28 protein-coding genes and 10 tRNA genes are annotated in these 20,871 nt (G+C 51.2%); 8 read left to right on the forward strand and 30 right to left on the reverse strand.

The annotated features are described in order from the left end of the window. Window positions 1–11: 11 nt before the first annotated feature. Window positions 12–722, forward strand: a complete 711-nt coding sequence (locus JJB07_RS16725) for an RraA family protein (protein ID WP_201637036.1) — start codon at window positions 12–14, stop codon at window positions 720–722. 50 nt (window positions 723–772) lie between these two features. On the opposite strand, the gene JJB07_RS16730 is transcribed toward JJB07_RS16725, so the two are convergent. Together JJB07_RS16730 and JJB07_RS16735 are read right to left on the reverse strand one after the other, a co-directional pair. Continuing rightward, on the reverse strand, window positions 773–1,165 hold the full coding sequence (locus tag JJB07_RS16730; protein ID WP_201637038.1) for a hypothetical protein: 393 nt from the start codon (window positions 1,163–1,165) through the stop codon (window positions 773–775). A gap of 306 nt (window positions 1,166–1,471) precedes the next feature. Next, window positions 1,472–2,089 carry a hypothetical protein gene (locus tag JJB07_RS16735; protein WP_236588144.1) on the reverse strand — a complete coding sequence of 206 codons (618 nt, stop codon included), beginning with the start codon at window positions 2,087–2,089 and terminating at the stop codon, window positions 1,472–1,474. Window positions 2,090–2,347: 258 nt separating this feature from the next. On the opposite strand from JJB07_RS16735, the gene JJB07_RS16740 reads away from it, so the two are divergent. From JJB07_RS16740 to JJB07_RS16750, 3 genes are all read left to right on the forward strand, one after another. After that, window positions 2,348–3,439 carry a CotH kinase family protein gene (locus tag JJB07_RS16740; RefSeq protein ID WP_201637041.1) on the forward strand — a complete coding sequence of 364 codons (1,092 nt, stop codon included), beginning with the start codon at window positions 2,348–2,350 and terminating at the stop codon, window positions 3,437–3,439. Between the two features lie 200 nt (window positions 3,440–3,639). Next, on the forward strand, window positions 3,640–4,965 hold the full coding sequence (locus tag JJB07_RS16745; protein ID WP_201637043.1) for an arsenic transporter: 1,326 nt from the start codon (window positions 3,640–3,642) through the stop codon (window positions 4,963–4,965). Window positions 4,966–4,979: 14 nt separating this feature from the next. Then, complete coding sequence (locus JJB07_RS16750) at window positions 4,980–5,660, forward strand: DUF2642 domain-containing protein (protein ID WP_201637045.1); 681 nt, start codon at window positions 4,980–4,982, stop codon at window positions 5,658–5,660. Window positions 5,661–5,689: 29 nt separating this feature from the next. Here JJB07_RS16750 and JJB07_RS16755 read toward each other — a convergent pair whose 3' ends face one another. From JJB07_RS16755 to JJB07_RS16770, 4 genes are all read right to left on the reverse strand, one after another. After that, window positions 5,690–6,328, reverse strand: coding sequence for an aquaporin (locus JJB07_RS16755; protein ID WP_201637047.1), 639 nt, complete (start codon window positions 6,326–6,328; stop codon window positions 5,690–5,692). A gap of 147 nt (window positions 6,329–6,475) precedes the next feature. Further along, the gene (locus JJB07_RS16760) at window positions 6,476–7,420 is read right to left on the reverse strand and encodes a hypothetical protein (protein ID WP_201637050.1); all 945 of its coding nucleotides are present in this window, start codon (window positions 7,418–7,420) and stop codon (window positions 6,476–6,478) included. A 12-nt stretch (window positions 7,421–7,432) separates the two neighbouring features. Beyond that, the gene (locus tag JJB07_RS16765; protein ID WP_201637052.1) at window positions 7,433–7,963 is read right to left on the reverse strand and encodes a hypothetical protein; all 531 of its coding nucleotides are present in this window, start codon (window positions 7,961–7,963) and stop codon (window positions 7,433–7,435) included. A 206-nt stretch (window positions 7,964–8,169) separates the two neighbouring features. After that, window positions 8,170–8,763, reverse strand: a complete 594-nt coding sequence (locus tag JJB07_RS16770; RefSeq protein WP_201637054.1) for a YdeI/OmpD-associated family protein — start codon at window positions 8,761–8,763, stop codon at window positions 8,170–8,172. Window positions 8,764–8,960: 197 nt separating this feature from the next. On the opposite strand from JJB07_RS16770, the gene JJB07_RS16775 reads away from it, so the two are divergent. Then, window positions 8,961–9,215, forward strand: a complete 255-nt coding sequence (locus JJB07_RS16775) for a hypothetical protein (RefSeq protein WP_201637056.1) — start codon at window positions 8,961–8,963, stop codon at window positions 9,213–9,215. Between the two features lie 160 nt (window positions 9,216–9,375). Here JJB07_RS16775 and JJB07_RS24535 read toward each other — a convergent pair whose 3' ends face one another. The 14 genes from JJB07_RS24535 to JJB07_RS16845 all read right to left on the reverse strand — a co-directional run bounded on the left by JJB07_RS24535 (window position 9,376) and on the right by JJB07_RS16845 (window position 15,552). After that, window positions 9,376–9,498, reverse strand: a complete 123-nt coding sequence (locus tag JJB07_RS24535; RefSeq protein ID WP_430727230.1) for an FDLD family class I lanthipeptide — start codon at window positions 9,496–9,498, stop codon at window positions 9,376–9,378. A 297-nt stretch (window positions 9,499–9,795) separates the two neighbouring features. Further along, window positions 9,796–9,884, reverse strand: a tRNA-Ser gene (locus JJB07_RS16785). A gap of 170 nt (window positions 9,885–10,054) precedes the next feature. After that, entirely contained in the window at window positions 10,055–10,720 is a 666-nt protein-coding gene (locus tag JJB07_RS16790; protein WP_201637060.1) for a hypothetical protein, read from the reverse strand. A 189-nt stretch (window positions 10,721–10,909) separates the two neighbouring features. Beyond that, a complete protein-coding gene (locus JJB07_RS16795) occupies window positions 10,910–11,920 on the reverse strand; it encodes a restriction endonuclease (protein ID WP_201637062.1) in 1,011 nt (336 codons plus the stop codon). A 146-nt stretch (window positions 11,921–12,066) separates the two neighbouring features. After that, window positions 12,067–12,155: transfer RNA gene (locus tag JJB07_RS16800), tRNA-Ser, on the reverse strand. A 46-nt stretch (window positions 12,156–12,201) separates the two neighbouring features. Then, window positions 12,202–12,286, reverse strand: a tRNA-Leu gene (locus tag JJB07_RS16805). Between the two features lie 9 nt (window positions 12,287–12,295). Further along, window positions 12,296–12,370, reverse strand: a tRNA-Gly gene (locus tag JJB07_RS16810). A gap of 15 nt (window positions 12,371–12,385) precedes the next feature. Beyond that, window positions 12,386–12,461: transfer RNA gene (locus JJB07_RS16815), tRNA-Lys, on the reverse strand. Between the two features lie 174 nt (window positions 12,462–12,635). After that, entirely contained in the window at window positions 12,636–13,295 is a 660-nt protein-coding gene (locus tag JJB07_RS16820) for a CoA transferase subunit B (protein ID WP_201637064.1), read from the reverse strand. Window positions 13,296–13,327: 32 nt separating this feature from the next. After that, a complete protein-coding gene (locus tag JJB07_RS16825) occupies window positions 13,328–14,020 on the reverse strand; it encodes a 3-oxoacid CoA-transferase subunit A (RefSeq protein ID WP_201637329.1) in 693 nt (230 codons plus the stop codon). Window positions 14,021–14,165: 145 nt separating this feature from the next. Next, window positions 14,166–14,585: a hypothetical protein gene (locus JJB07_RS16830; protein ID WP_201637065.1), complete on the reverse strand. Its 420-nt coding sequence runs from the start codon at window positions 14,583–14,585 to the stop codon at window positions 14,166–14,168. A 120-nt stretch (window positions 14,586–14,705) separates the two neighbouring features. After that, complete coding sequence (gene gerPC, locus JJB07_RS16835; protein WP_201637066.1) at window positions 14,706–14,957, reverse strand: spore germination protein GerPC; 252 nt, start codon at window positions 14,955–14,957, stop codon at window positions 14,706–14,708. Between the two features lie 126 nt (window positions 14,958–15,083). After that, window positions 15,084–15,302 carry a hypothetical protein gene (locus JJB07_RS16840; protein WP_201637067.1) on the reverse strand — a complete coding sequence of 73 codons (219 nt, stop codon included), beginning with the start codon at window positions 15,300–15,302 and terminating at the stop codon, window positions 15,084–15,086. A gap of 4 nt (window positions 15,303–15,306) precedes the next feature. Further along, window positions 15,307–15,552, reverse strand: a complete 246-nt coding sequence (locus JJB07_RS16845; protein WP_201637068.1) for a spore germination protein — start codon at window positions 15,550–15,552, stop codon at window positions 15,307–15,309. 126 nt (window positions 15,553–15,678) lie between these two features. Here JJB07_RS16845 and JJB07_RS16850 point away from each other — a divergent pair, with 126 nt between their 5' ends. Then, window positions 15,679–16,188 (forward strand): Hsp20/alpha crystallin family protein, encoded by a 510-nt coding sequence (locus JJB07_RS16850; protein WP_201637069.1) that lies wholly within the window; start codon window positions 15,679–15,681, stop codon window positions 16,186–16,188. Window positions 16,189–16,239: 51 nt separating this feature from the next. Here the strand turns inward: JJB07_RS16850 and JJB07_RS16855 are convergent, their stop codons facing one another. From JJB07_RS16855 to pabA, 8 genes are all read right to left on the reverse strand, one after another. Beyond that, complete coding sequence (locus JJB07_RS16855) at window positions 16,240–16,461, reverse strand: hypothetical protein (RefSeq protein ID WP_201637070.1); 222 nt, start codon at window positions 16,459–16,461, stop codon at window positions 16,240–16,242. Between the two features lie 113 nt (window positions 16,462–16,574). After that, window positions 16,575–16,650 (reverse strand) — tRNA-Phe (locus JJB07_RS16860). A gap of 6 nt (window positions 16,651–16,656) precedes the next feature. Beyond that, window positions 16,657–16,732: transfer RNA gene (locus tag JJB07_RS16865), tRNA-Thr, on the reverse strand. 1 nt (window position 16,733) lies between these two features. Continuing rightward, a tRNA-Ala gene (locus tag JJB07_RS16870) sits at window positions 16,734–16,809 on the reverse strand. Window positions 16,810–16,817: 8 nt separating this feature from the next. Then, a tRNA-Leu gene (locus JJB07_RS16875) sits at window positions 16,818–16,902 on the reverse strand. A gap of 23 nt (window positions 16,903–16,925) precedes the next feature. Continuing rightward, window positions 16,926–17,001: transfer RNA gene (locus tag JJB07_RS16880), tRNA-Lys, on the reverse strand. A 48-nt stretch (window positions 17,002–17,049) separates the two neighbouring features. Further along, complete coding sequence (locus JJB07_RS16885) at window positions 17,050–17,946, reverse strand: aminotransferase class IV (protein ID WP_201637072.1); 897 nt, start codon at window positions 17,944–17,946, stop codon at window positions 17,050–17,052. After that, window positions 17,931–18,518 (reverse strand): aminodeoxychorismate/anthranilate synthase component II, encoded by a 588-nt coding sequence (gene pabA / locus JJB07_RS16890; protein WP_201637074.1) that lies wholly within the window; start codon window positions 18,516–18,518, stop codon window positions 17,931–17,933. The genes JJB07_RS16885 and pabA overlap by 16 nt, the downstream gene beginning before the upstream one ends. An 87-nt stretch (window positions 18,519–18,605) precedes the next feature. On the opposite strand from pabA, the gene JJB07_RS16895 reads away from it, so the two are divergent. Continuing rightward, the gene (locus tag JJB07_RS16895; RefSeq protein ID WP_201637076.1) at window positions 18,606–19,268 is read left to right on the forward strand and encodes a C39 family peptidase; all 663 of its coding nucleotides are present in this window, start codon (window positions 18,606–18,608) and stop codon (window positions 19,266–19,268) included. Window positions 19,269–19,473: 205 nt separating this feature from the next. Further along, a complete protein-coding gene (locus JJB07_RS16900) occupies window positions 19,474–20,034 on the forward strand; it encodes a hypothetical protein (protein WP_201637078.1) in 561 nt (186 codons plus the stop codon). A 182-nt stretch (window positions 20,035–20,216) separates the two neighbouring features. Here the strand turns inward: JJB07_RS16900 and JJB07_RS16905 are convergent, their stop codons facing one another. Then, the gene (locus tag JJB07_RS16905) at window positions 20,217–20,354 is read right to left on the reverse strand and encodes a hypothetical protein (RefSeq protein ID WP_201637080.1); all 138 of its coding nucleotides are present in this window, start codon (window positions 20,352–20,354) and stop codon (window positions 20,217–20,219) included. A gap of 20 nt (window positions 20,355–20,374) precedes the next feature. Then, window positions 20,375–20,806, reverse strand: coding sequence for a hypothetical protein (locus JJB07_RS16910; protein WP_201637082.1), 432 nt, complete (start codon window positions 20,804–20,806; stop codon window positions 20,375–20,377). Window positions 20,807–20,871 lie beyond the last annotated feature (65 nt).

Here is a 20,871-nt window from a genome sequence, read left to right on the forward strand (position 1 = left end):
GGTTGAAGAATTTGAATCTTAATCAGTTGCAAAATGCGTTTCAAACACTCTCTACTCCGTTGCTTGCTGATGCCTGCTTGCGGATGAAAGTTCCCTACCGAGTAGCTCCTGCCGGTATTCGCCCGGTTGTGGAAGGCACTCGTTTGGCGGGTCGTGTTTGTCCGGTGCGGCATTATGGGAGTGTGGATATTTTTTTGGAAGCGATGCATGAGGCAGAAGCCGGGGATGTGTTGGTGATTGACAACCAAGGTCGAACGGATGAAGCGTGCATCGGGGATTTGACCGTCTTGGAAGCGCAAGCCAGCGGTTTGGCGGGGATGGTCGTTTGGGGACTGCATCGTGATACGTCCGAATTGCGGGAGATTGGGTTCCCTGTGTTTAGCTATGGATCGAGTCCGAGCGGTCCGCAGAGGTTGGATGTGAGAGAAGCTGCTGCGTTGGAGAGCGCGTGTTTTGGCTCCTCTACGCTGACTTCTGAGGATCTGGTGTTTGCCGATGACGACGGGGTGCTGTTTCTTTCCGGTCAGGTCGATCTGGAGCAGCTTTTGCAGATTGCACAAACGATCTCCCGGAACGAACGCAAACAGGCGGACTTGATCCGTTCCGGCAAGACCTTGCGGGAACAGCTTCGTTTTACGGAGTATTTGGAAAAGCGGGCTGGAGATCCGGAGTATTCGTTCCGAGCGCATCTTCAGAGTATTGGCGGTTCGATTGAGGAATGAAAAAACACCCACTAGCGAGTTCTAGTGGGTGTTTTTCATTGCAGTTCAGTTTAGTCCCAGATATTTGCGAGGACGTAGCCGGCGGAGCCCGTCGTTTTCAATTCCACGATGACGGTGGAGCCTGCCTTCATGCCGGTCCATACCATGGAGGAAGCGCCGCTGATCGGAGCTGCACCGCCGATGACCGTGCCGCTTTGGTTCACGAGGCGAGCGTAGACGCTGCCGCCCGTGCTGTTCGAGACCAGCGAAACTTTGACGTCGCCGCCGTCGGTTACAAACGCTCTGTAGGTGGTGTAGGAAGTGGTGATGTAAGAGGAACTGGTAGGAATCTGGTTCCAAGTGCCGTCAGCTGCATACGCAGAGGTCGGAACGATGGTAGCCGGTGCCGCAACCAGTGCGAACGCTGCAGCGAGGGTCAGAGCAGACAACAAACCTTTTTTCATTATAAAAACCTACCCTTCTAGTAAATGTATTACTTCTGTATCCAATATAGCTAGATTTTTCTAGTTCGTAAACAGTACAATCTACCTTTAAAACTATCTCGTGAATAATACTTTAGTCACGGACAGAAATTAGATTGATTATATTGTTTTCATGCTTTTACTCAAACTCCGAGGGTACGAAAAAAGAGAAAAGGCTACCCTCCTTTACTTTAGGAGGGTAGCCTTTTCTTGTTCGAACTTCGTTTGTCTTTGTCCAGCAACTGCCCACCGTCATCATCGCCCCGCAAAGCTGGAGAGCGGCGGCGCCTAAGAAAACCGGCTGGCAGTTGCAAGCGATGAGTTAGTCGTCCGATTTCTTACCGCTGTCATTAGAGCTTTTGCCATCGGAAGCATTGCCATTTTTTTCAGAGCCTTTAGGTCCTTTTCCTTTTGGTCCCTTTCCTTTCGGTCCTTTTCCTTTCGAACCTTGCCCTTTCGGCCCTTTTCCTTTTGAGCCGTGGCCTTTCGAGCCGTGGCCTTTCGAGCCGTGGCCTTTTGAGCCTTGGCCTTTTGAGCCGTGCCCTTTTGAGCCGTGACCTTTCGAGCCGTGGCCTTTCGAACCTTGGCCTTTTGAGCCTTGGCCTTTTGAGCCTTGGCCTTTTGAGCCGTGCCCTTTTGAGCCTTGCCCTTTCGAGCCGTGTCCTTTTGAGCCTTGGCCATTCGAACCTTGGCCTTTTGAGCCGTGGCCTTTTGAGCCGTGGCCTTTTGAGCCGTGTCCTTTCGAGCCTTGGCCTTTTGAGCCTTGCCCTTTCGAGCCTTGGCCTTTTGAGCCTTGCCCTTTCGAGCCTTGGCCTTTTGAGCCTTGGCCTTTTGAGCCGTGCCCTTTTGATCCTTGGCCTTTCGAGCCGTTGCCTTTCGAGCCGTTGCCTTTTGATCCTGATCCATTCACTTCTTGGGACGCGAGTACGATGTCATGGTCGATCGGGTTGTTTTGCAAAAAGCGTTCGTTTCCGTCGAGTTCAGAAGCGGCGAGCAAAATATCGGACATTTCCATTTTGTACAGTTTTCTCAACGCCATCACCTCATAGGATATCGTCATGATCTCATCCTATGGTCAAATCTCGTCGTTTGCTGTAGACGAACAACTTATTTTTAGTCGGCATAGGATATGTATGCGAAGTGACGTTACAGAGGGGGATGGCAATGGGCGACCACTCGGAATTGCCTGTGTACTCGCTGTTTGTACACCCGAACGATCTGCGCGGGATGCTCCGCGACCCCGAGCAGGAGGAGGCGTTCCAGGGAAGATTGAAAGTCGGACGGCAAGCGTACCGCATCATGATCGCCTTGCGCGGTGCCTACATCCGCCGCTACCCGAAAAAGTCTTTTTCCGTGCAATTCCTCTCCCCAAACTCCTTTCAAGCAGCACGAGAATTGCACTTGAACGCCGAATACGCAGACCCTTCGATGATCCGCAACAAGTTGTCGTTCGACTTCTTCCAGCGCATCGGCGCACTTGCACCTCATGCGCACTTTGTAAAATTGCTCCTCAACGGGGGATCGGCCGGCCTGTATCTGCAATTGGAATCGGTCGACGACCTGTATCTAAAAAAACGCAACTTGCCCCCGGGCGCGATCTTCTACGCCATCAACGACGACGCCAATTTCTCTCTGCTCCGCTCCAACTCCAACCGGTTGAAAGATGAACTGGAAGAAGGCTACGAAGGAAAAGTCTCCACGGAAGCGGACTGGGAGAGTTTGCGCGAATTGCTCTATGTGATCAACACGACTCCACAAGCCGACTTCCCCAACGCGATCGACCAACTTGTTGACATCGAGCAGTATTTCAACTGGCTGGCCGGCGTGGTTTGCACCCACAACTTCGACGGATTCATCCAAAATTACGCTCTCTACCGCAATGGTGACACGGGGCGTTTTCAACCGATTCCGTGGGATTATGACGGCACTTGGGGCCGCAATCTGCGAGGCGAACGTTTGCGAGCCGACTACATCCCGATCACCGGATATAATTCACTGACCGCAAGACTGCTGGCGGTGCCGAAGTTCCGAGTTCGGTACAAACGCAGGATGGAAGAAGTGTTGGAGACGGAATTTACTGCCGACCGGTTGACCCCTTTGATCGAGAACTTGTTGCAAACGGTGCGCCCTGCCTTGTTGGATGATCCCCACCGCAAGGAGTTCATCAGCCGATTTGACGGTGAATTTGAAGTGATCTTGAAATTTATCAACGAACGCAGCCGCTATCTCTTCGACCATTTGGTTGACCTCAATTGAAACTGCACGGAAGCCGCGCAAACAGCCGTCCCCCATCGGGACGGCTGTTTATTCTTTTTGAAATCAAACTTTGGTCTAGTCCATCTCCCTAAGAACATGCGTACCCTGTAGTACAAATCATATGGAGGGACAGTTGTAACTCCTGGCATTCTGTCCACCGTGGACAAGAGCGCAGGGGTCAAAAGGAGTTGTCAGTCGGAATGTCCACCTCAGTTGTGGTTCTCACTTGGTTTACGTTTCTGTTGATGACCCTGCTCATTTTCTGGCGTCCCAACAGACTGAACGAAGCCGTACCCGCCATCATCGGCGCCGTTCTGGTGCTGCTCTACGGCGCGGTGCCGTTGTCAGATCTGGGGCATATCCTAAATACGGTGAGCGGGGCTGCCGTGACGATCATCGCCACGATCGTGATGGCAAATGTGTTGGAAAGTCTCGGGTTCTTCAATTGGATCGCCCAGAAAATAATGGTATGGGCCAAAGGATCAGGCTATCGATTGTTCTGGTACGTCAACCTGCTCTGCTTCCTGATGACTCTGTTTTTCAACAATGACGGCTCGATCCTGATCACAACACCGATTCTGCTGATTCTGCTGAAGCAGTTCGGGTTGAAAGCGCGCCAACAGATTCCGTACCTGATGAGCGGCGCGCTCGTGGCAACGGCCTCGTCTGCACCGATTGGAGTGAGCAACATCGTCAACCTGATCTCCTTGCAGATCGTGGGGCTTGATCTCTACAAGCAAACGGCGATGATGTTCGTTCCGACGGCGCTCGGCCTGTTGCTGATGGTTCTGCTCTTGTTCCTCGTCTTCTACAAAGACCTGCCGAAAAAATTGCGTTCCGTGCCGCCCCATCTCAGCATGCGGAATACCTCGCAGCAACAGCAATCGCGCTCACGCTTGATGTACAACGTGTTTTTGTTCGTGTTAGGCGTTCGGTTGAGCTTGTTTATCGGCTCGTTTTTCGGGGTGCCGGTGTCCGTGATGGCGGTGTTCGGCTCGTTGGTGTTGCTCGGCTGGCGTTGGTGGAAAATGAAGATTCCGCCGACCGATCTTTTTCGAAAAACGCCATGGCACATCTTTGTTTTTGCCTTCGGAATGTATGTGCAGATTTTCGCCTTGCACAACATTGGGTTTACGGCGGGTTTGATCCATTTCGTTGAACCGATCGTTCAGCGAGGGCATCTCGACGCGACGCTGATCATAGGCGGCTTGGTGACCGCGTTGTCCAGCCTGTTCAACAACCATCCCGGCTTGATGATCGGCACGCTGGTGCTGACGAACATGTCACTCGACCCTATTACGGAGCAGATCCTCTACCTCGCCAGCGTGATCGGTTCTGATGTCGGTTCGTTGCTCCTGCCGATCGGGACGCTGGCAAGCCTGATCTGGATGCATTTGTTAAAACAGGCGCGGATCAAATTGTCCTGGGTTGACTACATGAAGGTGTCACTGCTCATCATCCCGCCCACGGTGCTGTTCATGCTGTTCGGATTGCATGTTTGGGTGGAGTGGTTATTCGTTTCGTAAGGAGGTTGGTGTCGTTGAACAAACTGAAGTCCTACCTGGGGAAGTCGATTGAGATCAAGGTGTCAGGCGGCAAAACGGTCGTTGGCACTCTGGCGGACCTCGGGTCCGATCTGCTTGTGATGTCGGTGAACGAACGGTTTATGTACATCCCTTTTGTACATGTGCAAAGCATCGAGGAAGTAACGGCGAAGATGGATGATGGCGGTGGAAGTGCACTTGCCAACCAGATCCCGTCCCCCGTACAGATCGATGCCGATCAGATTTCGTACCGCAACCTGTTGCTGCATGTGCGCGGGCAATTCGTAGAGCTGTATGTGTCCGGCCGCGACTCCATTCATGGCTATCTGACCAGCGTGATGAACAATTATTTTGTCTTTTACTCGCCGATCTACAAGTCGGTTTATATCTCGCTGGAGCATCTGAAATGGCTGATTCCCTACCCGACGAACATGACGCCCTACTCGCTGAACCAGTCGCTGTTGCCGGTGAATCCGACCACGCTGCCCCTCTCGCGCGGCTTCGACGAGCAAGTCAAAAAACTGGCCGGCCACCTCGTCGTTTTCGATTTCGGTGACAAAGAAGAGAAGGTCGGGCTGTTGCGGTCCGTTGACAACAACTTGGCAGAGCTGGTCACAGCCAGCGGCGACGTGTGTCATTGGAATCTACGCCATTTGAAGTCGGTTCATTTGCCTTGACAGACAGGTAGAGATGCCTGTCTGTTTTTTTATGGATTTAATTTGCGGAACAGTGCGGTCGCCGCTACAGTGCCGAGCGTAGTCGCCGCCAAGTAGACCCACAGCGAATCCAGATCGCCGGATAAAAGCGCCGGTGCCAACGAGCGAGCCGGGTTCATCGAAGCACCGGACACCGGGCCGCCGATCAGAGCGGCCAACGCGACCATCCCTCCGACGGCCAATCCGGCAAATGACTTTGCCGCCTTTTCATGTACGGAGGACCAGAAAATCACCATCATCAACCAAAAGGTGAGCAGGAATTCAAACCAAAATGTCTGATGCCACGAAAAAACAGGCAGTGTCGCCCCCAAATGCGCCACATCACCGAAGAGAAACAACACCGTACCGCTTGCGGCCAGGGCACCCAAGATCTGAGAGGCGATATACAGAAACGCGGATGGAGCAGAAATCAGGCCCAGCAACCAAAAAGACACAGTCACGGCCGGGTTGAAGTGTGCGCCCGAGATGTGATGGAAGGAGTAGATCAACGCCATCACCACCAAGCCTGCAACGAGAGCAGTGCCAAGGGATGTGAGGGCGTGGGTGATCGTTTCGATGACGATTGCACCCGTACAGGCGAAGACGAGGAAATAGGTGCCGAGAAATTCGGCTAACAGTTTGTCGCGCATGGGCGGGCAACCTCACATTTTCCTAAAATTGGCCATGCCTTTACAAGCTATTCGATGCAGGGGGCACCTATGCGCATAAAAAAACGCACGGACCAAACCGAAGAGGTTGGCCGTGCGCGAGGGGCAGTCAGGGAAAAGCAGTGGTTGTCACTCATCGACGTGATAGAAGCGGCGTTTCTTTTTCTCCCGTTTTTTGAAGAGATACAGCGACGGGAAATTTTGCGAGTACAAGTGGTCAGGAGTAAAGTCTGCCGTGCTTATGTTGATCGGATTTTTATGAGTGGCCAATACAGAGCTGTCATCTTTGTCGTCTTTGTCTTCACGATCGACATCCATGACATCGTCAACTTCGACCCCTGCATCAGTTTCATCGCTTACGATTGGTCCATCGCCACTCCAAGAAGTTTCCACATCACTTGAGGTGTGCACTTCGTCGACGAGGGTCTCCTCTGCAACAGCGAAGGACTCAGTGGTGGACTCCGTTTCGTTCGGTTCGTCAGATTCAGCCGACTCCGACTCGTTCATGGAGTCCTCGGCCGATTCTGCCTCCGTTTCTTCGATCACCGCTTCTGCGGCAACTGCGATCGTCTGGTTCGGTGTCGTTTCCACTGCATGATCCGCCTCGTTCGAAGCAGTTTCTTGCGTGCCTTCCGGAACTTCTTCCGGCTTCACTTCCTTCTTGAGCAGGGTGACAGGCGAGATGTTCTTGATTTGCTCAATCGGGTAGTAGATCATTTTTTGATGGGAGATGATGATCTGGGCATGCGTTTCAGTGACGCTGGCGAGCAAACCCATACACGATTTCTTGCCGTTTTCGACCTTGACCATGCGATGGAGCAAGGCGTTTTCGAGCAGTTCTTGAAACGTTCCGGGGTATTGCTCTCCCATCGCGGGCACGCTCGTGGCAAGTTCGGCGATATTGGTCTTGATCGACTTCATCAGCTTGAAAGGATAGTGTACCAGTTGCATGCCCTCCGTGAACAAAGTGGCGTAGTCGGACTGCACATTGACGAGCAATCCGGCCGTCTCCTTGTCACCCGTCTGGTCTATTTGAACCGTGTGACCTAGCCATTCTTGCAGGAGGGTTCGCACGATTTCACCCCATTACTTTTTGTTTTCGTTTTCTTTTTTGTTCTCCCCGTCTTTTTTGTTTTCTCCGTCCTTTTTGTCATCTTTCTTTTGCTCTTGTTGTTTCGGCGCGTTTTGGATCCAGGTAATGGTCTTGATGTGATAGAGCGGGAAGTGGACGTATTCCTTCATTTTGTGCACGAGGGTGACGGAATCATCGCGCACGGTGAGCAGGACGCCTTCGAGGGAGTTCGGTCCGTTTTGGTTGATCTTGACCAGTTTGTGCTGCAGGGCGTTGATCAGGCTAGGGAAGTCTCCTGCTTCGAGGAACGTCGGAGCCGGCACTTGCACAGCATTCGGGTCGACCGCTTCTTCCGCTTCCGTCATAATCGGTTCGGAGATCGTTTTGACGTGGCCGGTGTTCACGTACACGACGGCCCCTTCTTGGGTATGCAGAATCAGGTGGTCTTTTTGCAAGCAGAGCAGCTTACCCGCGATCTTGTCAGGACCACCGCGTTCGATTTGAATCAGTTTGCCTACCGAGTCGTTCAAGAACCCGAATTCCATGAAAAAAATCCCTCCCGTGTATGGTAGAAGTAAATACTCGTCGGATGATCTCCTCAGACGAATGTCCGCGGAAAGTACTACACCATATGTCACGGGGGGTTGGCACAGTGTTGGGCGTTTGTCTAAATTTGGAGGGTTATCGGCTTCAAAAAGGAAAAACACCATCAGCATCAGCTGATGGTGTGCTCTACCGAACTACGAGTCTCCTAATCATGTAACCCTTTTCCATCGAAAATTTTCTGCATATACTTTTCAACCCTTGACTCTCGGGTTTTGGATTGTTTGGGTTCGGAAAAATGGAGCAGGTACGCTCTTTGTCGTCCCGGTGTCAATGCTTCGAATGCCGTTTTCAAGGCAGGGAGGGCATCGAACTTATTTTGAAGCTCTTCAGGAATACTGTATTCTGTATTCTTTTTATATTCCACTTCCAAACCTGATTTTTCAACTTCGATGGCTTCCAAAATATACGCTTTCAAGATGGTTTCCATTTCCACGATCTCTTGAACATCGGTGAACCGAATCTGGCGCGCCGCCTGTACGTTCTCCGTTTGTTGGATTAGGATTCCATTGGGGTCTTGTAACAGGGCCCCTTTGTGAAACAGAAGCGCGCAATATTCTTTGAATCCATGTATCAAAACTACGTTTTTCTTGTCAACTGTGTAACAAGGGTGCATCCACTTAAAGTCTTCCGCCAGCCCACAGTCCAGAACGATACTTCTCAACTTCTCATATTCTGCCTTCCACGTCTTGGCTTTCGCTAAAAATTCATCAACCTTAGGATTCAATTGAGCATTTGCCATCAAGGAACACCCCTCATCGATTGTCGAGATACTGCCCGTTGCTGACAAAAGCATAACATATACTCGTTTGGCGGAGAGAACAGGATTCGAACCTGCGTGGGGTTGCCACCTTCCCCTTTCGTGAAAAATTATTTGATTGATAAAAATTACAACATAATATAAAATTGACACATCAACCAAGAAGGAGTTGAACTTCTATGAAAAAGCTCGCTTTGGCTCTGATGGCTGCCTTGACTGTTTTTGGCGCAACCGCTTATGCAACACCCGCACAAGCAACCACGCACTCCACGGTCGTACCCAATTCCCCTGAAGGAACGGTACTGGTGGTCTACTTCGATCATTATCCGCCGAGCACGTACAGCGATGACAGCGGCTTCTACGGCTACCTTATCAATGTGCGTACGGTCTCCGGCGGTTTGTGGGAAGGCACGTACTACAGCAATTTCAATTGAAAAACACCATACCGTTACTCCACAACCTTGGTTCGGGATTCAACCGGACTGAGGTTGTTTCGTTTTTTCTGACTTCACGTTTTAAGAATCAGGAAACATCAAAAAGAAAAGCCATCATCAATTCTGAATCGAATTGGTGATGGCTTTTTCTGATTCAAGTTTAGCAGTCGAACTTTGTAGGGCAGTCATAAACAGTATGAGTAAAGCTCACATCAACCATAGAAACAGTCTTATCGGTTTCCACTTGAATGTCGAGATCGAACATGTTTTCCATTAGAATCATCCTCCTTTCACTAGAATGTACTAGGAAGTATGTCTAAGGAGTCATGTGAGTGACGTTTGGCAAGAGTATTCGATAAATCGAACCTCACAAATAAACTATAACATGATTAACTTTATTTTTTCAATACAAGAATATAAATAAGTGTATTTTATTGAAATTGGTAAACATCATTGCTTGAAAGAGGAATAGACAGAACCAGCAGTACACTACTTGTGGATCAGGAAGAGCCCCCAATGCCCTCATGCAAAAAAACGTCATAGCACCCGTTATGACGTCCCGATAACCTTATGAAACTTTTGGCGGAGAGGACAGGATTCGAACCTGCGTGAGTTTGCACTCCAACGGTTTTCAAGACCGCCCCGTTATGACCACTTCGGTACCTCTCCGTCAGGAAAGGATGCGAGGACCCGCCGTTATTGGCTTTGTAGCTGAATGCGATTCTCAAAGTCTTAATTGGATGTGTTGGGCTCCAACGGACTCCACCGTAAAATATACAGCGGTCATACGGTCTAGGCAAGAGGTATCCCGAAATCGGGGTCGCCCTCCTTCGCTGAATTTACTTGCGCCCTCCCACACCGACAACTGTTCCGTCACTTGACCAGACATACAAGTAGACCTTGTTACAAAAAGAGCTTAGGAATTTGAGGTACACGGAGCCTTGCAAGTGTTCACCGAAAGTCCAACCTATAGGCACGGTTACCAGGTCACCCTCCGCTGCTAGACACGACTGTTGAAGAAACGACGCGAAGGTATCCTCCTCCACGCTCTCACCTGTCAAAAAGTCACGATTGAGTTCGTAAATCACGGGTTTCTCCCTGAAAACAGAAAGGTCTAACGGCGGGACCGTCTTTCCGTAGAGATCAAGAATCAGCGGATGCAATGCCCTTGTATTGTAATATTCCTCAAACCGTCGCTTGGACAAATCCTTGATGTTGCTGATCGTGAAACTTACGGGAACACCATCCTCGTAGAACAATATGCACCGTTCAAAGTGCGGCACAATCTTCTCCTTTACCAGTGACAACGAGTCTGCGTCACGTATCGGCAAGCTCGTAACCATTCGCGGACCTTGAAGCACGTGTCCTGCCAAGATAAATTGCGCCTCAGTCGAAAGTTGTGGTTCAAACTCCGACGTGACAAATTGGTGTGTTATCACCTTGTCTTTGGAGCCTACGATTCCAGTCGGATTGGGCACATCCTCAACCTTTCCGTACCATTCCATTCACTTGTCCCCCCCGTCTTAATAACCTGAAGGAAATTGCGCCTCTGGCTCCTCTAGAATTGAGAACCACCTCAATACTACCCCTATATTTGATTATTTGATTCAATGTGACGGAGGAGTCAATCAAAATTGCCATGAGACAAAAACGCCACCGACTTGTCGATGACGTTCGAGACCGCAACTGGAGACCTAATCTATTTCTAAAGCTTCAGGCACGTAGACTCTGCGCAAAGGAATAAGGCCTTTATAACTTGCGTCAAACTGTTGGTAATGTGTAAATATCAGATCGACTACTTCTTTTCCATCAATTAATCGAAGGTTGGTTCTATTTTTTGCAAAGTTACGGGCTTGTGCTGTGAACGAACCTAGAGTCACGAGCAATCCGTATTCTTGGTGAGCCACATGTCCATAAAGTGCGGATACATCACCGTTTCCGATATTTCCGAGAGTACTTTTGACTTGAACCTTAATGATCGGCGGTTCAAACCCCAGCTCGTCCTTGTGGGCTATAATGTCAACCCCGCCATCCGGTCCTTCAGGTGCAACCCGCGTACGATAGCCCATACATTGCAACAGATGGGCAACAAAATCCTCAAATGGATGGCCTTTGAGCTCTTGAGCCAATCTCTTGATCACAAAATCACGAGTTGTTTCTTCAATTTCCTTCGCAATCACAGCAACCGTTTCGTCGTTCTCGACTTCCCGATCGGTGCTTTCCCCTTCAAGTGCATTGCGAAACTCGTCGGCGTAATTCCTTATTTGGAATAAACTCATGGCCGAACCGATCTCATACAAAGCCCCTTGACTAAATTGAGTGCGAGGAACATTTTCAAGCCACTCCACCTTGCGTCTGTTGGGATATTCCGGTTCGTTTGATTGGCTATAGTGATATTCACCAACGATTCGGCCAATATGTATTGTCCTGCTACGTTTCGATGGATATACGACATAGTCACCAATTTTGATCTCATGTACAAATCGGTACAACTGTCCTGCGTTGGTTGGCACAGCACCTGCTTTCATACCTGGATAACTTTGAACGATCTTTTCTTTGAAAGATTCACGATCAGGGCTTAAAGGACTCAGGTCTCCAACATGTGGCCAACCAATTGCAATCACACTTTTATTTAGAAAAAGGCTCTCTGCATCCGCTGCCCTTCCAGCATGAATTCCCCAAATAGTGGATTCTACTCGTGACATAACTCAACCTCCAAACATTTAAACCACCTCATTCATTATAACTCACCCAAGAAAAATTGTTCATTAAATTCATGAATTTGTAGCGAATTTTCTCCAAAAACAAAAGGAACACCAATTGGTGTTCCTTTTAATCTAGTACTTTTGTTTGGCGGAGAGGACAGGATTCGAACCTGCGTGAGCTTGCACTCCAACGGTTTTCAAGACCGCCCCGTTATGACCACTTCGGTACCTCTCCGTTTGTAAAAAAGACTCGAGCGGCTGGTGCTGCTCAAGTCTTTGGTTGGTGCGGTCGAGAAGACTCGAACTTCCACGGGGAAACCCCACACGCCCCTCAAGCGTGCGCGTCTGCCATTCCGCCACGACCGCATGTTACAATGGAGCGGAAGACGGGATTCGAACCCGCGACCCTCGCCTTGGCAAGGCGATGCTCTACCCCTGAGCCACTTCCGCAAAACAAGATAAAACTGGTGAGCCATGAAGGACTTGAACCTTCGACACCCTGATTAAAAGTCAGGTGCTCTACCAACTGAGCTAATGGCTCGTACTACTCTTCATGAGAAACTGCTCTATGAGAAAGAAACTTAACCGCTGTCTACCGCGTGTATCTCGCGGCGACATGTACTAATATATCATCAAGGCACGAAGTGTGCAACCCTTTTTTGCAAAAAAAGTCCCTGCACCGCCACGCGGCCAGGGACTCTTTTCCAACCCAATCTTAAACGGCAATCTCCTTGACGCCCTCCGCCGGGATGATCAGCTTCGGTTCCGTCTTGGATTGAATTTCTTCCGCCGTATGCCCCGGTGCCACTTCGCGCAGCACGAGACCTTCGTCGGTTACGTCGAGGACCGCCAAGTCGGTGATGATGCGGTGTACGACTTTCTTGCCGGTCAGCGGCAGCGCGCACTGGTTCAAGATCTTCGCTTCGCCGTGCTTGTTCGTATGTTCCATCGTCACGATCAGGCGTTTCGCCCCGTGTACGAGGTCCATCGCGCCGCCCATGCCTTTGACCATCTTGCCCGGAATCATCCAGTTCGCGAGGTCGCCTTGCTCCGACACTTCCATCGCACCCAAGATCGCGATGTCGATGTGCCCGCCGCGGATCATGCCAAACGATTCCGCCGAGGAGAAGTACACCGAACCCGGAATCGCGGTGACCGTTTCTTTGCCTGCGTTGATCAGGTCAGCGTCCAGCTCTTCGGCAGTCGGGTACGGCCCGATGCCGAGAAGTCCGTTCTCCGATTGGAGGACAACGTCGAGGCCCTCCGGAATATGGTTCGCCACCAAGGTCGGAATCCCGATGCCAAGGTTGACGTAGAAGCCGTCTTGAATTTCTTGTGCAGCTCGTTGCACGATTTGGTCACGAGTCAATGCCATGTCGTCCAGTTCCCCTTTCTTCTCTCCGATTCTTACGCCTGACGCACGGTGCGGCGCTCGATGCGCTTCTCAAACGCACCTTGAACCACGCGCTGTACGTACACGCTCGGCGTGTGGATGAAGTCCGGGTCGAGCGTGCCCACCGGCACGATCTCTTCGACTTCTGCGATCGTGATCGCACCCGCTGTCGCCATCATCGGGTTGAAGTTCTGGGTGGTCTTGCGGTAGATGAGGTTCCCCATCTCGTCGGCACGGAACGCTTTGACCAGCGAGAAATCGGCTTTCAGAGCCATTTCGAGGATGTATTCCTTGCCGTCGATGACACGGGTTTCCTTGCCTTCTGCAACCGGAGTGCCAACGCCCGCCGGGGTGAAGAACGCCGGAATGCCTGCGCCTCCTGCACGGCAACGCTCCGCCAGGGTGCCTTGCGGAACCAATTCGACTTCCAGTTCGCCGGAGAGGAATTGACGTTCGAATTCTTTGTTCTCGCCCACGTAGGAGGAGATCATTTTTTTGATTTGACGGTTTTGCAAGAGCAGACCGAGTCCCCAATCGTCGACGCCGCAGTTGTTGGAGATGACGGTGAGGTCTTTGACTCCCTTGTCACGCAATGCGAGGATGAGATTTTCCGGGATGCCGCAGAGACCGAATCCGCCAACCATGAGGGTTGCGCCGTCTTGGATGCCAGCGATGGCGTCCATCGCGCTTTGGTAGACTTTGTTGATTGCCACTGAGAGAAACCTCCTTCTATCTGCTACCTGTCCGCCCGAGCGAATGGTAGAGAATTACCACTGAAAATGCGTACATGCTAATTATAAGTAAAAACGCCCCCGGTGGAAACACCGAAGGCGCTTTTTTTGTGAGAATTGTCTAACCGCGACGGATGCGAATGAAGACGAGAACGTTGCCGCGAGAACGGATGAGAACGAACCCCGCGTTGCGCAGGCAGTTGGCAGCCGGAGCCACTCGTGCCCCGATTTGCAGGAATCGATCGCATTGACGAGCGTTGCCGATGATGGTGACGGACGTGATGCGGCGACCCCGATTCAACGTGCGGCGGAACGTGATCGTCACGATGTCAACTCGACGATTGCGACGACGACGACCCCGACCGTTGTTGTCAAAAATGTTGTCATCAAGAATACGGATGGAGTTGTTGTTGCTTTGACGGGTGATGGCGATTTGGTTTGCTTGTTGACGAAGGTTCCCCCCGATCGCGATCCCGTTTTGGCTGAGAGCTTGGCGGGTGATGGCGATGTTGGTATTGGTACGGTTGATGCGTACAGGCATTGAACTTACACCTCCTTTTCTATTGCATACTTCTAAGAGATGCAAGCGGGCCAGCCACGGACACGGACAAGTATGGAACTCCATGAAAAAAACGGCCGGTGTCCTCCTCCCGGCCGTTCTCTAGTCCTTGGTCTTCTGCATTTCCAATTCAATCTGCTCCATGTCCTCCTCGGAGAGCGGGGCGTTGATCCCGATGTTCAACGTGCCACTCATCTCGTCGATGTGGAGAGAGTGGACGTGGTACACGACTTTTTTGATCCGAAGCGTTCGTTTCTTCTGCGCTTCAAGTTCGCGGCGGAGCGCTTCATTCTCGCACTGCAGGGCGAGGAGGCGTGCTTCCAGTGAGCGAATCGCTTCCCATACGTTCCACACGAGTCTGTTCGCCTCCTTTGTCCTCCTTGCCGTGTCCTTTTGGGGTGACAATGAAGTTTTTGCCGACGTTGAGCAGCGCGTTGTCCATGCTGGTAATTTTCAGACTCTTCAAATCAAAATACACCTTCATTTGCTGATCGTGACTTTCTTGATGGGGAAGTCGTACACGTCGTTGTCTATTACTTCATATTTCGCCCCAAAAATCTCATTGTCGTCCCCTAGAATCTCACCGAGACCATAGTTCTGATTGGCTTTCGCACGGACAACGTTTTGTATACTTGGACCGATGCTCATAAACGATTTGTCAAAGGTAGATACTTTCAAGAAATTCAAGTTGATTTGCATGGTTTCACCTCTGCAAACTGGGGAGTTGTGTAATCGAAACATCGCGGGAAGGCAAATCCATCACATCCGGGTCGTCGACCCTTGTTTTCACGTTGCGTTGACGGTTGGAGTCTCCGATGATTTGCCCATACCCTTGATTGAATTTTGCATTGTTTTTCCAGTCATGCAACAAGTTCTGCCCCACGTTGAGAGCCGAGGCGTTTTCTACGTTGTTGACTTTGATGCTGATGATGTTGATCGTAAACGCCATCTCGGAACCCCCCTTTCTGCCCGTTTCCTACAGCCTATGTGCAAGCGCCCATCGAGGTGACACGTCACTTCTCTTGGGTTCCAAGCATAAAGTACGATAACAGAACGACAAGGGGGGACGATCTGAATGAAGGGCCGTGACCTGAAAAAGTGGGAAAATCAAGCCCGACGCTTCTTTGGCGACGATTTCTGGGAAGATATCATTTCCGTGTTGCCGGATGCAGACCAGCCCTTACCTCAACGCACCAACTCTGGAAGTACCCCTCAACCTCAGAAAAGCTCCGGTCCTCGCCCCCAAACCCCCGGTCAACCGGCCGTTGATGTATACAAGACGGAAAAGCAGTTCCTCGTCCTCGTCGAACTACCCGGTCTTCACAACGTCGACCAGATCGACGTCTACATGCACGGCAGTCAACTCATCGTCAGCGGAACTGTCGCTCGCCGGTTCTCTCAACATCAAACGCTCCATAGCGAGCGATTCCACGGTGACTTCAGACGAGTCATTCCCTTGCAGGAACCCATCGAAGAAGAAAAAATTGAAGCCCGGTACGTCCAAGGAATTTTGGAGATCCGCTTGCCGTTCCGTCCACGGACCAAAGGGCAAAAGAAGCGAATACGCATCGACACCGATCCATAAAAAAATCGTCGGGGCATGAGCCTACCGACGATTTTTTCGTTTGATCGCGAGTTAGATGACGCTGCTGTGATTGATCGGTTGGTCAACCGCATCCTGATCGTAGACGAGGGTAGTGAATCCAAACTGTGCATCTCCGTCACCGTTGACCTCACCCGAGCCGTAGTTCTGCTTGCTGTACCCGTTCCAATCCTGTAGGAAAAGCGGACCTATATTGAGGTACCCCTTGTCAAAGACGTTCACTTTAACCGCTAATACGTTAATGCCACCAATCATGACCATCGCCCTCCTCTGTGGGTAGGATACGCCAAAAAAGCGCCGTGTGTGCAACCACGGCGCTTCAAAAACACTCTCATGTGCTGATAGGCTCGAACACTTAAGGATGAATCTGGTGGCTCGGGACGGAGTCGAACCGCCGACACGTGGATTTTCAGTCCACTGCTCTACCAACTGAGCTACCGAGCCAAAACATGGTGCCTTTTACCGGAATCGAACCGATGACCTCATCCTTACCATGGATGCGCTCTACCTACTGAGCTAAAAAGGCATGGTGGAGAATAGCGGATTCGAACCGCTGACCCCCTGCTTGCAAGGCAGGTGCTCTACCAACTGAGCTAATCCCCCAAAAAACATGGTGCGGTCGAGAAGACTCGAACTTCCACGGGGAAACCCCACACGCCCCTCAAGCGTGCGCGTCTGCCATTCCGCCACGACCGCATATTGAATAGAAAGGAAAAAAATGGTGAGCCATGAAGGACTTGAACCTTCGACACCCTGATTAAAAGTCAGGTGCTCTACCAACTGAGCTAATGGCTCGTGATCTCACCGTCTGCCGTGTAACTCGTGGCGACAGATAGTAATATATCACGAGCCTAGGAAGTTATGCAACCCTTTTGCGGCAGGTACCTTTTGGGAGAGTTTCCGGTCCCACTTTCTGATCAGAAGTTGCGTAATCGGGCCGGGCGTTCCGGTGTAGATCGGAGTTTTCTCTATAGAGACGGCAGGCAGAATTCCGACGACCGAAGAGGTGGTGAAGGCTTCCGTAGCTTGGGTGAGATCGTTGAGCGTGAAGCGATGTTCCCGAGTCGGGATGCCGCGTTCACGGACGGTTTCCAGCACCCAAGCGCGTGTGACGCCGGGCAAGATCCCCGTTTCAGCGCTCGGTGTCCAAAGTTCACCATGCACGACGAAAAATAGATTGCTCACCGCACCCTCCGCCACAAAACCGTCGTGCGTCAACTGAATGCCCTCTCCCCCGCCGCGAGCTTCAAGCTCTGCATACGCAAGCAGGGAGTTCAAGTAGTTCAGCGACTTCACGCGCACAGTTGTTTCCGGCGTACTACGGCGTGTTTCGAGGAGGAGCAGGTCACGACCTCGTTGGTAGGTTTCTGCGGGAGGCAACACCAACGGTTTCACATAAATGACGAGCGTCGGTGTCTCGCACGTTTTGCCACTCGGCCCTAGTTGACCTGGACCGCGTGTGACTGTGAGGCGGACGTAGGCTTCGTCAAGTTCGAGCTCGTTGGCGCGGACGGTTTGAAAGACAAGGTCGTGGAGCTCGTCAGAGGACCACGGCATTTTTTGCTGAAGAGCTTGACAAGACTCCGCCAGCCGCAGATAATGCGCGTCCCAGAACATCGGACGTCCACCGACCGTGCGCATCGTCTCAAAAAGCCCCGCTCCATATAAAAATCCGTGGTCGAGCACGGAGACGTTTGCGCGTTCAATAGGAAGTATCTCTCCATTTAGACAGACGTACATACGAGCCCCGCCTGTTCGATGAAATTGCGCAGCATGAGTTTGCCATGTTCGGTGAGGATCGCTTCCGGGTGGAACTGAACACCCTCCACGGCGAGCTCGCGATGGCGAATCCCCATAATCTCGCCCTCTGCGGTCCACGCAGAAATTTCAAAGCAGTCCGGCAACGTCTCGCGCTCCACGATCAAGGAATGATACCGGCAAGCGGTCAACGGACTCCCCAACTCGTGAAAAATCGTCCGTGCGTCGTGATGCACCGGCGATGTTTTTCCATGCATCAAACGCTCGGCATGCACAACCTTCCCGCCGAACGCCTGCGCGATGGCTTGGTGCCCGAGGCAGACGCCGAGCACGGGAATTCGCCCGGCAAAGTGACGGATCGCTTCTAAGGAAATGCCCGCTTCATTGGGCGAACAAGGCCCCGGCGAGATCACGAGCACGCGGGGGTTGAGAGCTTCGATTTCAGCGATGGTAATCTCGTCGTTGCGCCGAACGAGCAGCTCATGGCCCATTTCGGTGAGATATTGGACGAGGTTGTAGACGAAACTGTCGTAGTTATCAATCATGAGAATCACAGATGGAAACGCTCCTCTCGGCAGGTAAAAACTGAGCGGCAAGTGAAAACGACGATACGGAAATAGTAACGTCGTGAGGTGAACTCGATGAACATCCTCCGGAAAACAGGTGTCGTTACGCTGATCACGGCCATTCTCTTTCATCCTATACTCGTCATGGCCGCCGTCCCCGACGTAGAAATGATACCACAAAAACCGGATTTGCCCACGGGCTGTGAAGTAGCTTCCCTCACCATGCTGTTGCGCTGGGCCGGTTGGGAAGTCTCAAAAAACGAAGTGGCCGGCTGGGTGAAGCGACAACCGCCCCCGTATCAACGCCATGGAATTTGGTATGGCGGCGATCCGCATCTTGGGTTTGTCGGATCGCCTTTTTCCAAAAACGGGTATGGTGTCTACCATGAACCGATCTTTCAAATTTTGCAAAAAAAAGAGCCCAATCGGGCGTTCGATCTAAGCGGTCAAAGGTTTGGCGAAGTGCTCAAAGCGACGGACCACGGCAGCCCTGTGATGACGTGGGTGACGATTGGCTTAGCGGAGCCGCACGATGCACAGACGTGGAGAGCGAGCAACGGCAAGACCATTCATTGGAGGACGCCTGAGCACGCCACGGTGGTCACGGGGTATACGCCGACGAAGGTTTTGGTGCATGATCCGTTGACCGGACGACGTGAGCAGTACCCGAGAGCTCTGTTTCAAAAACGCTGGGAGCAGATGGGGCAGCAGGCTGTCGGGTTGTGGCAGGAAGATTGAAAAAACGCCTCTTGATGGAGGCGTTTTTTTATGTTGGTGGCCGGAGTGTTGAACCCGCTCCCAGAGGGGTTTCTGTGAAACTCACACCATTAAATACAATCAAAATAGTAGATTATTCATCACAAAATAATTGACGTGAAAAATATAACATGTTACCATTTTAATAGAAAAACAAAATTGTTGTTCTTTAAAGGAGGAATTATCTATGAAAAAGTCTGTGAAAATGGCTTGTTTTGCGTTCCTTGCGCTATCCGTGCTTCAGATCCCCGCTGCCTCTTCTGCCTTTGCATCGGACACTCTCCACCCTGGCGAAACTCTTTCGAATAACGGAATGTTAGTATCCGCTGATGGTAGATTTGCTCTCGACATGCAGTCGGATGGGAATCTGGATCTTTATAATAACGGTAATGCTCTTTGGTCTTCCCACACCAATGGCGCTTGGTACAACCCGAACCCTTTCTACAGCCCTTTTTCCACTGATCCGTCTATGTACGTCTACGCACAATTCACCGTATGGGCTCAGGTATTAAGACTCGACAACTCCGGAGTTCTTCGTATCACAGATGCCGGAAACACACATACGTTTTGGGTGGCAGATACCAATACATGGATGACGAACTGGTACCATCCGCCGATGATCAAGCCTACTGGCCTCGTCGGTGACACGCTGATCGTTCAAAGTGATGGGAATTGTGTTCTGTATGACACAGTTCACGGTGGGGGCTCTTGGATGCCTGTCTGGGCTACCAATACCGGTGGACGATAAAAAAAGAACCACGGTTGCTATGCGGCCGGAAGATGACTTCTGATTTGATCAGGAGTCATCTTTTTTATGACCAGTGAATTCGTATGCTTCTTACAAGAAAATACTTCAATTAAGCCCGGACAAAAAAGCCCCCGTCTCCTAAAACGTCGAGGGCTTTTTTATGACCTTCGAAAAAACCTCTATCACTTCTCCACAGTCTCACTCTCTTGCTCCACCGGCTCTGCCCGTGTGAAAAAGTAAACAAACGTCGCGAGGAAAATTCCCATCGCGTAGACGGTTCCTTTCGACGGCTTAATGGTTGGCAAGTTGAAAAGTGCCATCTGAGATCACCTTCTCCTATTTAAAGGGGTCGTGCTTTGCATTTTTGGGCTACATGGTCTTTGTAGATGGAGAAAAAGTTCTGGGTTTCGAGCGGATAAGCCGCCGTGCGCTTGGCTTCTCCAAACGGGGGTCCGCTGATGACGATGGTGAAGTGGTTCGCCGTAATAAGCGTCCCAACCACATTGACCTGATCTGTAATCAGAAGAAACGCAGCAATAAGATCCACCAAGTCAATCACAACATTCGCACCCGGCACCCCTTGCACACCCACCGATCGTTGCGCTCCCGTGATCGGCCCGAACAACGAGATGGAAAACCCTCCCCCTTGAAAAAAGAACACTCCACCAATGGTGATCTGACCAGTTAGGAGTAAAACGACCGTTATCACATCAAGCGAACGATAGACAGTTTGTATGGGATTGCGAGCTCCGGTGTTGTCCTTTCTGATCATGTGCTCACCTCTCTCACATTTCAAACTATTCAGAAGGTAGGAAAAACGCTCTAGGTGAACCTCCA

This window comes from Tumebacillus amylolyticus (genome assembly GCF_016722965.1).
In the GTDB taxonomy this organism is placed as follows: domain Bacteria; phylum Bacillota; class Bacilli; order Tumebacillales; family Tumebacillaceae; genus Tumebacillus; species Tumebacillus amylolyticus.

Coding starts and splice junctions, on each gene's coding strand:
- JJB07_RS16855 (WP_201637070.1), bottom strand. CDS start 16,461: ATGATTGGTGGCATTAACGTATTAGCGGTTAAAGTGAACGTCTTTGAC.
- JJB07_RS16795 (WP_201637062.1), bottom strand. CDS start 11,920: ATGTCACGAGTAGAATCCACTATTTGGGGAATTCATGCTGGAAGGGCA.
- JJB07_RS16820 (WP_201637064.1), bottom strand. CDS start 13,295: ATGGCATTGACTCGTGACCAAATCGTGCAACGAGCTGCACAAGAAATT.
- JJB07_RS16905 (WP_201637080.1), bottom strand. CDS start 20,354: ATGGCACTTTTCAACTTGCCAACCATTAAGCCGTCGAAAGGAACCGTC.
- JJB07_RS16845 (WP_201637068.1), bottom strand. CDS start 15,552: ATGGCGTTTACGATCAACATCATCAGCATCAAAGTCAACAACGTAGAA.
- JJB07_RS16885 (WP_201637072.1), bottom strand. CDS start 17,946: ATGTACGTCTGTCTAAATGGAGAGATACTTCCTATTGAACGCGCAAAC.
- JJB07_RS16830 (WP_201637065.1), bottom strand. CDS start 14,585: ATGCCTGTACGCATCAACCGTACCAATACCAACATCGCCATCACCCGC.
- JJB07_RS16850 (WP_201637069.1), top strand. CDS start 15,679: ATGAAGGGCCGTGACCTGAAAAAGTGGGAAAATCAAGCCCGACGCTTC.
- JJB07_RS16735 (WP_236588144.1), bottom strand. CDS start 2,089: ATGGATCAGGATCAAAAGGCAACGGCTCGAAAGGCAACGGCTCGAAAG.
- JJB07_RS16765 (WP_201637052.1), bottom strand. CDS start 7,963: ATGGAATTCGGGTTCTTGAACGACTCGGTAGGCAAACTGATTCAAATC.
- JJB07_RS16895 (WP_201637076.1), top strand. CDS start 18,606: ATGAACATCCTCCGGAAAACAGGTGTCGTTACGCTGATCACGGCCATT.
- JJB07_RS16740 (WP_201637041.1), top strand. CDS start 2,348: ATGGGCGACCACTCGGAATTGCCTGTGTACTCGCTGTTTGTACACCCG.
- JJB07_RS16910 (WP_201637082.1), bottom strand. CDS start 20,806: ATGATCAGAAAGGACAACACCGGAGCTCGCAATCCCATACAAACTGTC.
- JJB07_RS16770 (WP_201637054.1), bottom strand. CDS start 8,763: ATGGCAAATGCTCAATTGAATCCTAAGGTTGATGAATTTTTAGCGAAA.
- JJB07_RS16900 (WP_201637078.1), top strand. CDS start 19,474: ATGAAAAAGTCTGTGAAAATGGCTTGTTTTGCGTTCCTTGCGCTATCC.
- JJB07_RS16755 (WP_201637047.1), bottom strand. CDS start 6,328: ATGCGCGACAAACTGTTAGCCGAATTTCTCGGCACCTATTTCCTCGTC.
- JJB07_RS16775 (WP_201637056.1), top strand. CDS start 8,961: ATGAAAAAGCTCGCTTTGGCTCTGATGGCTGCCTTGACTGTTTTTGGC.
- JJB07_RS16730 (WP_201637038.1), bottom strand. CDS start 1,165: ATGAAAAAAGGTTTGTTGTCTGCTCTGACCCTCGCTGCAGCGTTCGCA.
- JJB07_RS16790 (WP_201637060.1), bottom strand. CDS start 10,720: ATGGAATGGTACGGAAAGGTTGAGGATGTGCCCAATCCGACTGGAATC.
- JJB07_RS16840 (WP_201637067.1), bottom strand. CDS start 15,302: ATGCAAATCAACTTGAATTTCTTGAAAGTATCTACCTTTGACAAATCG.
- JJB07_RS16745 (WP_201637043.1), top strand. CDS start 3,640: ATGTCCACCTCAGTTGTGGTTCTCACTTGGTTTACGTTTCTGTTGATG.
- JJB07_RS24535 (WP_430727230.1), bottom strand. CDS start 9,498: ATGATTCTAATGGAAAACATGTTCGATCTCGACATTCAAGTGGAAACC.